At 72.3% G+C, this 7,223-nt stretch carries 7 protein-coding genes and 1 pseudogene; 3 read left to right on the top strand and 5 right to left on the bottom strand.

Annotated features, from left to right (window positions below; all coding sequences use genetic code 11):
- Positions 1-49: 49 nt before the first annotated feature.
- From V7E45_RS37140 to V7E45_RS37120, 5 genes and pseudogenes are all read right to left on the bottom strand, one after another.
- Positions 50-814, bottom strand: a complete 765-nt coding sequence (locus tag V7E45_RS37140) for an amino acid ABC transporter ATP-binding protein (protein WP_333778696.1) — start codon at positions 812-814, stop codon at positions 50-52.
- Positions 811-1,914, bottom strand: coding sequence for an amino acid ABC transporter permease (locus V7E45_RS37135; RefSeq protein ID WP_333778695.1), 1,104 nt, complete (start codon positions 1,912-1,914; stop codon positions 811-813). The genes V7E45_RS37140 and V7E45_RS37135 overlap by 4 nt, the downstream gene beginning before the upstream one ends.
- Positions 1,915-1,935: 21 nt before the next feature.
- Positions 1,936-2,115: pseudogene (locus tag V7E45_RS37130) on the bottom strand (ABC transporter substrate-binding protein); the annotation flags it as partial.
- The gene (locus tag V7E45_RS37125; protein ID WP_443056336.1) at positions 2,031-2,669 is read right to left on the bottom strand and encodes a GNAT family N-acetyltransferase; all 639 of its coding nucleotides are present in this window, start codon (positions 2,667-2,669) and stop codon (positions 2,031-2,033) included. The pseudogene V7E45_RS37130 and the gene V7E45_RS37125, both read right to left, overlap by 85 nt.
- Complete coding sequence (locus V7E45_RS37120; RefSeq protein ID WP_333778694.1) at positions 2,666-3,808, bottom strand: LLM class flavin-dependent oxidoreductase; 1,143 nt, start codon at positions 3,806-3,808, stop codon at positions 2,666-2,668. Before V7E45_RS37120 ends, V7E45_RS37125 begins: the two co-directional genes overlap by 4 nt.
- Before the next feature lie 1,077 nt (positions 3,809-4,885).
- Between V7E45_RS37120 and V7E45_RS37115 the strand changes: the two genes are divergently transcribed.
- The 3 genes from V7E45_RS37115 (at position 4,886) to V7E45_RS37105 (ending at position 6,992) form a co-directional block, all read left to right on the top strand.
- Complete coding sequence (locus V7E45_RS37115; RefSeq protein WP_333778693.1) at positions 4,886-5,455, top strand: winged helix-turn-helix domain-containing protein; 570 nt, start codon at positions 4,886-4,888, stop codon at positions 5,453-5,455.
- Between the two features lie 19 nt (positions 5,456-5,474).
- Positions 5,475-6,704, top strand: a complete 1,230-nt coding sequence (locus V7E45_RS37110) for an acyl-CoA dehydrogenase family protein (RefSeq protein WP_333778692.1) — start codon at positions 5,475-5,477, stop codon at positions 6,702-6,704.
- Positions 6,705-6,890: 186 nt separating this feature from the next.
- A complete protein-coding gene (locus V7E45_RS37105) occupies positions 6,891-6,992 on the top strand; it encodes a putative leader peptide (protein ID WP_333778691.1) in 102 nt (33 codons plus the stop codon).
- The last annotated feature ends 231 nt before the right edge of the window (positions 6,993-7,223 follow it).

Below are 7,223 nucleotides of genomic sequence, written 5' to 3'. Positions count from 1 at the left end.
GTGATGGGGGGTGAGGGCTCGGGTGAGGGGTGGGTCGAAGGGAGGTTGGTCAGAGGACCTTGGAGAGGAAGGCGCGGGTGCGTTCCTGGCGCGGGTCGTCCAGGACGGCCGCGGGCGGCCCCTGTTCGACGACGACTCCGCCGTCCATGAACACCACGGTGTCGGCGACCTCGCGGGCGAAGCCGATCTCGTGGGTGACGACGATCATGGTGGTGCCGGTGCGGGCCAGGTCCTTGATGACGTCGAGGACTTCGCCGACCAGTTCCGGGTCGAGCGCCGAGGTGGGCTCGTCGAAGAGCAGCACCTTCGGCTCCAGGGCCAGCGCGCGGGCGATGGCCACCCGCTGCTGCTGGCCGCCGGACAGCTGGCGCGGATAGGCGTCGGCCCGGTCGGCGAGGCCGACCCGGTCCAGCAGCAGGCGAGCGGTCTTCCGCGCCTCCTCGCGCGGGCGGCGCAGCGCGGAGACGGGGGCCTCGACGAGGTTGTCCAGCACGGTCAGGTGCGGGAAGAGGTTGAAGTCCTGGAAGACGAACCCGATCCGGGTGCGCTGCTTCAGTACGTCCTTCTCCTTCAGCTCGTGCAGCCTGCCGCCGGCGCGGCGGTAGCCGATGAGTTCGCCGTCGATGCTGATCCAGCCCCGGTCGACCTTCTCCAGGTGGTTGATGGTGCGCAGCAGCGTGGACTTCCCGGAGCCGGACGGACCGAGGATGACGGTGACCTCGCCGGCCCTGACCTCCAGGTCGACACCGCGGAGCACGTCCAGCGGGCCGAAGCTCTTGTGGACGCCGTGGACGTCCACCATCACCTCACTCATCGGCTGTCTCCCACGGGTGCGGTCCCCAGGGGCTTCAGGGGTACGACGGGACGGCCGCCCCGGGCCGCCTGCGAGCGCACGTCGCGCAGGAAGTGGCGGGCCCGCTGGAGCGGGGTGGGCGGCGGGGTGCGGTCGGCGCCCCGGGCGTAGCGGCGCTCCACGTAGTACTGGGCCACCGACAGGACGGAGGTGAGCACCACGTACCAGGCGGTGGCGACCAGCAGCATCGGGATCACCCGGCCGGTGCGGCCGTAGATCACCTGTGCCTGGTAGAACAGCTCGCCGATGGACATCACGTAGACCACCGAGGTGCCCTTGAGCAGGCCGATGATCTCGTTGCCCGCCGTGGGCAGGATGGCGCGCATGGCCTGGGGCAGGACGATCCGGCGGATCTGGCGCAGCCGGGGGATGCCCAGCGCGGCGGCGGCCTCCAGCTGGCCGTGGTCGAGGGAGATGACGCCGCCGCGGACGATCTCGGCCGCGTAGGCGGCCTGGTGCAGCGTCAGTCCGATGACGGCGGCCCCGATGGTGCCGATGAGGCTGTTGCTGTCGACGGACCAGAACACCGGCCCGAAGGGGATGCCGATGCCCAGCTCCTTGTACAGGGCGCTCAGGTTGAACCAGAACACCAGCTGGACGATCATCGGGATGGACCGGAAGATCCAGATGTAGGTCCAGGCGACGGTCTGGAGCACGGGGCTGCGCGAGAGGCGCATGAAGGCCAGGACGGTGCCGAGGAGGAAGCCCAGCACGGTGGCGTAGGCGGTGAGTTGGAGGGTCACCCACACGGCCTGGACGATCGTCTCGGACAGGACGTAGTCGCGGAAGACGCCCCACTCCCAGACCGGGTTGGTGGCCAGGCCGTGCGCGAACTGGGCGAGCAGCACGAGCACGGCGACGGCCGCCGTCCAGCGGGCGTAGTGCCGGGCGGGGACGACCTTGAGGGCGGCGGTGTCGTCCTGACCGGCCGGGCCGTCGAGGGCGGGCGTGGTGCCGGGGGCGAACGTGGCGTCGGGTGGGGTGTCCGGGGAGGCGACGGCCGGCGGAGCGGTGTCGGGTGGGTTCGCGCCGGGTGGGGCGGTGTCGGTGGTGGATGCCATCGTGTTGTTCCTGCTCGACTCTCAGGGGTGCTCGGGCGGGTTGATCCGCGATGCCTTGATCGCGGAGGCGGAGGTGCTCCACTTCTTGAGGATCCGGGCGTACGCGCCGTCCCCGATCAGCTCGTTGACGACGGCCCGGAAGGCCTTGGTGAGCGGGGAGCCCTTCTGGAAGGCGCAGCCGACGTCGAGGCGGTGGTACTCGACGGGGGCTCACAGGTCGGCCGCCTTCCCGTGCGCGCCGCACGTGCTTCGGCCGGCAGCTGCTTCTCGAAGGGCAGCGGGCCGACGGTCTCCGGGTCCGCCTCCGTGTCGAACAGCGGGGTGTAGCCCGCGGCGAGGTACAGGCCACGGGCCTCGGGCTGGCGCGGACCTGTGGTCAGGTGGATCCGGCGGTAGCCGCGCGCACCGGCCTCGCGTTCCAGTTCGGCGACGACGCGGCGGGCAAGCCCGCGCCGCCGGTGGGCGGAGTGCGTCCAGATCCGCTTGAGCTCGGCCGTGGTCGCGTCGTAGCGGCGGAAGGCACCGCCCGCGACGGGCTCGCCGTGTTCCAGCAGCAGCAGGAGCAGCCCTCCGTACGGCGGGGTGAACTCCTCGTCGGGGTATCGGGCGATCTCGGCGTGGGCGTCCTTGCCGTATCTGGCGGAGTACTCCTGGCCGAGTTCGCGCAACAGGGGCCGGACGCGCGGGTCGGAGACCGGGACGTGGATGACGTCCAAGTGGGCTTTCGCGAACGGCGGTTGGGTCACGGAGGTCATTCGCCCACCGCCGCGAGGGTCTGCGGCCCGCGGGCCGCCCGCTCGGTGTCGCGCCTGGCGACCTCCTCGCGGACGAGCGGGATCACGTACCGGCCGAAGTCGATGGCGTCGCCCAGCAGGTCGTAGCCGCGGGCGGAGAGGATGTCGACGCCGAGGTCGTAGTAGTCGAGCAGGGCCTGGGCGACCGTCTCCGGGGTGCCGACCAGGGCGTTGGAGTTGCCCGCGCCACCGGTGGCGGCGGCCGTCGGGGTCCACAGGGCCCGGTCGTAGCGCTCCCCCGCCTCCGCGATGGCGATCAGCCGCTGCGAGCCGGTGTTCTGCGGAGCCGCCGCCTCGGGAGTGCTCCTGCGGTGGTGCCTTCCGAGGCCGGCCTCGCGGCGTTGCCGGATGGCGCCGACCGTGCGGTGGGCCTTCTCCCAGGCCAGTTCCTCGGTCGGGGCGATGATCGGGCGGAACGCCACCTGGATGCGCGGGACTTCGGCGCGGCCCGCTGCCCTCGCGGCGGCCTTCACGTGCTCGATCTGCTCGGCGGTCCTCTCCAGCGGCTCGCCCCACAGGCAGTAGATGTCCGCCTCGGCGCCCCCGGCGGCGTACGCGGCGGGTGACGAACCGCCGAACGAGACGTCGGGGCGCGGTTGCTGGACGGGGAAGACGTCGCTGACGAAGTCGTGGAAGCGGTAGTGGTCGCCCTCGTGGTCGAAGGGCTCGTGGGTGGTCCAGATCTTCTTGACGACGCGGATGTACTCGCGGGTGCGGGCGTAGCGCTCGTCCTTGGTCAGGGTGTCGCCCTCGCGGCGCTGCTCGTGGTCGTTGCCGCCGGTGATGAAGTGCACGGTCAGGCGGCCGTCGCTGATCTGGTCGAGGGTGGCGAAGGTCTTCGCGGCGAAGGTCGGGTAGGAGACGTTCGGGCGGTGGGCGAGGAGGACCTGGAGCCGGTCGAGCCTGCTCGCGACGAACGCGGCGGCCGGTGCCGGATCCGGCGATCCGGAGCCGTAGGCGAACAGCACCCGGTCCCATCCGTGCTCCTCGTGCGCACGGGCGAGCCGGAGCGTGTACTCCTTGTCGAAGGCGGCGCCGGAGCGCGCGGTGGTCTCGGAGCCGTCGTGGGTGGCGGCGATGCCGAGGAACTCCACTGGCATGGGAGGTGGCCTTTCCTCAAGTGCGGGTTCCGTGCCGGGGGTCGGCGAAGCGGCGTGCGGGCACGGCGGGGCGGCCCACGGCGCGGCGCGGCCGGGTACGACGGCGCGCGCGGGGTGCCGGGAAGCCGGGGGAACGGGTGTGATGGCGCCGGGCCGGGGGCCTTGGCGAGGTGGGGCGGCGGCAGCGCGGCCCGGGCCGCAGGACGTTCCGTGGCAGCGCAGCGCGGTCAGCGCGTGTCGGTGCGCGTCAGCGTGTGCGTGCGACGGTGCCGCGGAGGGAGGAACTCGGCCCGCTCAGGGGTGACCGAGGGAGGGAGGGGCCGGTCAGACGGCCCGCTGCCGCTTCAGGCGCAACACGCGGCGGACCACACCCGACCGAAGTCGATGTGGCCACGGGTGACCAGACGCTGTGCGGCATTCATGCGGACCATTGAGCAGTACATCTCGCGCCCCGTCAACTACGGCCCGGATGCCGGACGTACGGAGGAGCGGGGGCGGCTCAGGCGTGGTTGACACCCGCGCGCCGTGTCGCACCGCTCGGCGCGCCGTCCCCGTGAACACGTGTGCCGCCGTTGCCGGCCGGCGTGCCCGCATCCCTCCTTCGGAGAGAATCCTGACTCAACCTGCTCGGCCCCACCTTAACCGCGGTCATCGAGACGGACGCCGGCCACGCGCTCGGCACCGGCGGACTGCGCACGCTGCGCCGGATCGTCATCCCGCGGGCGATGCGGCTGGAGCGGGTGCCCCTGTCCGGGGCCCGTCCGGTGGTCGACGCGGACCGGTGAGGTCACCGCCGCTGTGGTCTTCCCTACATTTCCTATCGATTTACTAGGGAAGCGTTGACGGGCCGGGTGCCAGGTGCGCAGGATGATGCACATGTCCCCCGCGCAGCTACGACTCGTTCGTCGTCGGCATGTCGACTTTGGTCACGTCGCCAGCGCCGCCTGCTGTCGCGCGTAAGGCACACGGCTGACACCCAGCACGCGCCGCTCCGCTCCTTCTTCTCCCATTCCGGGAACCGAGCGCGCCCATCTCCGCCGCGCCGCAGTCCCGACGCACCTCCGAAGGACGATCGCCATGACCACGGCACTTCCGGCTCAGGACGTCACCCCGTCCGGCTCGCCGCTCACCGACGCACCCCGTCTCCGCCTCGTCGGAGACACCACGCGGGCCGGCGGCGAGGTGCGGGGTTCCAGCCCCCTCGTCGCCTATCTCGTGCTCGTGCCCGAAGGCACCGACCCCGCCGACCTCTTCGCCGAGGACGTGCAACCGCCCGAGATCCGGGCGCTCGGCACTCCCACGGACCCGCGCCCCGTGCGGGAGACGGCGAGTGACGGCATCCGCATCGACCACGCGCGCCACGTCGCGGAACTGGACGGCCGGGAACTCGACCTGACCTACCTGGAGTTCGGCCTGCTGGCGCACCTCGTCGAGCATCCGCACCAGACGCACACACGCGAACAGCTGATGGTCGGCATCTGGGGCTACGACCACATCGGCGACGGCCGCACCGTCGACGTCCACGTCGCCCGGCTGCGCCGCAAGCTGGGCGCCGCCCACCGGCAACGGATCGTCACCGTGCGGCGCGTGGGTTACAAGTACGTGCCCGACCAGCAGCACGACGCCCGCTCCACACACTGCCGTTGACTCTGAGGAGACCTCCACCATGGGCCTTGCCACCGCGCCGTCCGGCACCCTTTCGGAGCCCGACCCGACCGGGCCCGGCCGCGCGTACTGGCTGCGCGTGGCCCGCGAGACCGCGGACGACCTGGCCACGGACGCGGTGGCCCGGGAGCAGGCGGGCAAGCCCCCGTTCGACGAGGTGTCCCGGCTGCGGGAGGCGGGACTGCTGACACTCCTTGCGCCCGCGGGGTCGGGGGGAGGCGGCGCGGACTGGCCCACCGCCTACGCCGTGGTCCGGGAGATCGCCGCGGCCGACGGCGCGATCGGTCAACTGCTCGGCTCCCACTACTTCCTGTCGTGGAGCGCCCGGTTCTTCACCGAACCCTCCCGCGCCGCCCGCCTGGAGCATCGGTACGCGGCGGAGCAGTGGTGCTGGGGCGGCGGCCTGGCCCGTCAGGAGAGTCCGCTGACGCTGACCGGGACCCGCGGCGGCCAGGTGCTCGACGGGCAGCAGAGTTACGCCACCGGAGTCCTGGTCGCCGACCGCATCGCCGTGTGTGCGGTGCGCACGGACACCGGAGAACCCCTCGCCGTCGTCGTCGATCCCGCCCACCCGGGTGTCGGTGTCGAGGCCGACACCGACACCTTCGGCCAGCGCCTGTCGGCCGGCGGGAGCGTGGAGTTCGACGCCGTACCGGTCGCGGCCGACGACGTACTCGGCCCTCTCTCCGCCGACGAGGACTTCCTCTCGCCCCTGGCCGCCCTGGCCTCGCCGGTGGGCCGGCTCCTCTCCGTCCAACTGCGGCTGGGCATGGCCGAGGGGGTGCTCGCCGAGGCCCGGGAGTACAGCAGGCTGAGCCACTCCGCCTGGCACCCCGCGCGGCCGGCCGGCTCCCCCCAGGACGCACAGGTGCTGGCCGCCTACGGGGAACTGACCGTCCTCACCCGCTCCGCGTCCGCGCTCACCGATCAGGCGCTGGCTGCCGTGCAGGGCGCGTTGACACGTGCCGACGACCTCACGTACGACGAGTACGCCGACATCTCCGTCCTCGTCGCCATGGCCGAAGCCGCCTCCTCCCGGGCCGCCCAGGAGTCCACCGCCCGCGCCCTCGACATCGTCGGCGTCCGCTCCACGTCCTCACGCCTGGGCTTCGACCGCTTCTGGCGCAACGCCAGGACCCACACCCTGTACGAGCCCGTCGCCCACCGGCTCCGCGACATCGGGGACTACTTCCTCAACGGCACGCACCCGCCGTTCGTACTGCCCGGCTGACCGGCGGCGGGCGGCACGGTCCGCGGCCGCCCGCGAACCTCCGACGGGATGGGGCAGTTGTCGCCCATCCCGTATTCCGAGATACGCCCGTCCAACATACGAACGCCCTCTTGGGCTGGGCGCCGGCTTCTGCCACGATCCCTATCAGCCAGGTAGGAAAACTAGGGATCACGAGGGGGTGCCGCCATGAGATCGCTCAGCCGCACGCTCCTCCTGCTGCCCCAGCTGACCTCGCGTCGCCACATCGACCTGGGCCGCACGTCCAGTGCCATCTGTCGGTTCGTCTGAGCCGTCCGCTCACCCCGTCGGCGCCGCGCGGCAACCGCCGCGCCACCTCCCCGTCCCGCGACGTCCGCGGACGGGCGGGTCACCTCCGGCCGACAGCACCACGCGCATGACCCGTCCGCGGGTTCAAGCCGCGACACGTCTGTGACCAGGCGCACCACCCGCTCCCCACGCCCCGCCCGCCCTCCGGCCCGGAACCGCGTTCCGGCTGCCACGGGCCGGCGGGTGCCGCAC

This window comes from Streptomyces sp. IBSBF 3136, assembly GCF_036815105.1.
In the GTDB taxonomy this organism is placed as follows: domain Bacteria; phylum Actinomycetota; class Actinomycetes; order Streptomycetales; family Streptomycetaceae; genus Streptomyces.
The sequence above is the reverse complement of the archived record's forward strand: the minus strand, read 5'-3'. Positions and strand labels throughout refer to the sequence as shown.

Bases quoted from the DNA above. Each gene is read 5' to 3' on its own strand.
- V7E45_RS37115 (WP_333778693.1), top strand. From the start codon at position 4,886: ATGACCACGGCACTTCCGGCTCAGGACGTCACCCCGTCCGGCTCGCCG.
- V7E45_RS37120 (WP_333778694.1), bottom strand. From the start codon at position 3,808: ATGCCAGTGGAGTTCCTCGGCATCGCCGCCACCCACGACGGCTCCGAG.
- V7E45_RS37125 (WP_443056336.1), bottom strand. From the start codon at position 2,669: ATGACCTCCGTGACCCAACCGCCGTTCGCGAAAGCCCACTTGGACGTC.
- V7E45_RS37140 (WP_333778696.1), bottom strand. From the start codon at position 814: ATGAGTGAGGTGATGGTGGACGTCCACGGCGTCCACAAGAGCTTCGGC.
- V7E45_RS37105 (WP_333778691.1), top strand. From the start codon at position 6,891: ATGAGATCGCTCAGCCGCACGCTCCTCCTGCTGCCCCAGCTGACCTCG.
- V7E45_RS37135 (WP_333778695.1), bottom strand. From the start codon at position 1,914: ATGGCATCCACCACCGACACCGCCCCACCCGGCGCGAACCCACCCGAC.
- V7E45_RS37110 (WP_333778692.1), top strand. From the start codon at position 5,475: ATGGGCCTTGCCACCGCGCCGTCCGGCACCCTTTCGGAGCCCGACCCG.